Source organism: Bacteroides sp. AM16-13 (assembly GCF_003602705.1).
In the GTDB taxonomy this organism is placed as follows: Bacteria; Bacteroidota; Bacteroidia; order Bacteroidales; family Bacteroidaceae; genus Bacteroides; species Bacteroides xylanisolvens.
On record NZ_QTLK01000023.1, the window covers coordinates 1 to 1,627 of the forward strand.

General features: G+C 33.5%; 2 protein-coding genes. Both read left to right on the plus strand.

Features of this window, described 5'->3' with window-relative positions; genetic code table 11:
• On the plus strand, nt 1–182 hold a 182-nt coding region (locus DW173_RS24200), incomplete at its 5' end, for a hypothetical protein (RefSeq protein WP_120144876.1).
• Between the two features lie 179 nt (nt 183–361).
• Nucleotides 362–592, plus strand: a complete 231-nt coding sequence (locus DW173_RS17465; RefSeq protein WP_120144878.1) for a hypothetical protein — start codon at nt 362–364, stop codon at nt 590–592.
• The last annotated feature ends 1,035 nt before the right edge of the window (nt 593–1,627 follow it).

Here is a 1,627-nt window from a genome sequence, read left to right on the forward strand (position 1 = left end):
TTGCTGCTTTCGTTTTAAAAGCGGGTGCAAAGGTAAAGGCTTTATTTTTAACTGCCAAACTTTTTCGGAAGTTTTTTTATTTTTTCTTTTTACTCATTTCTCTGGCTCTCTATGCGAAAGGGAAAGAATGTATAAAAGAAAAACAAAGGCCGTTTTCTTTGCGAATCGGACTGCAAAGATAAGAACTTTATTTATTATCCTCCAAAACTTTTCGGAAGTTTTTTTGTTCTTTTCTTTAAGCACAATCTCGCTTTTTCACTATGTCAATTCTGCAAGGCTTTCTTCTCTTGGAAAGCGGGTGCAAAAGTACACCCTTTTCGTATACAATCCAAATATATTAAACTCTTTTTTCTAAGTTTTTTTGAAAGAATATGCTAAAGTGCTGATGCATAACGATGTTGTAGAACATGTTTTTTATCATGAGTGGATTGGGGGCGGAAACGGTACACATGGGACACATTATTATATCACACGCGGGCGCGCAGGCGCACGCAAAAGAGAAAAAGATGCAGAAGAAAGAAATAACAAAATTACAGTCGAATTACAGCAGAGAAAAAGACAACAGGAAGAAAGAGACAAGAAGATGATATAGAAGGAAAACAAGAAAAAGAACGAAATGTAAAAAGAATACTAGGGATATACCACAAAGGGACATTACAAAAGGAGATTATTAAAGGGGATGGATTAATTGGAATGGATTAATTGGAATGGTTAATTGGGCATGACCAGCAGAATACGATTAACAGGATATTCAGCGACGCAGCGCCACTAGAAATGATTTTTCATTTCTCATATTCTCATAGGTTGCACAATAATCAACTGTAAATCATCAATATAACACTATGAGAAATAAAATAAAAAAGGCATTTCTCATAGTATTACCAGCGTTTTATACTGAAAACAACGTATTTCTCATAAACTTTCAAATCATTTCTCATAGTATTTTGACTATTTATGCTATAAATTCTCAAGCTAGATCCTAAACTAAAGACCAAGTTGAATACCAGACTAGACACAGCTTTACAATATATTATCAGTGCTTATTGAAAGTATATAGAACAGACATTCGCATATTTTCCTACCTGCATCTGTATCGTTGCACTCGAGTGAACAGGCCTGTGCACTAGAGTAGAAAGAACCGTCTACTCGAGTGAAAACGATCTATTCACTCGAGTGCAACGATACAGATAGTAGTAGGAAAAAATGGCAATGATTAAGGAAAAGCATAAGGATATAAGGTGCATGATACACAGGAAAGCAGTAAACAATAGGAAGTTGCTTAATAAACGACATAAAAAAAGGAATAATCGTAAAGTTCGACGAGAGTCTGGGAAAAGATACAGTCATAATGCATGAGAAAGGAGTAAAATAAATAAAAGGAGTATGAGAATAAGATGAGAAACGATTTAAAACCTATGAGAAATGCATCATTTTTAAGGCTAAATGATAGAAATAGTATGAGAAATACCATTTTATATTTTATTTCTCATACTATTATATTATTGATTTACATATAATTACCGTATTATTTATGAGAATATGAGAAATGAAAATGAAAAATCGTTTGCAGGGGGCGCGCTGATATAAATGCAGGAAACTATCATACCAATGTTTTTCAAGAAAATGA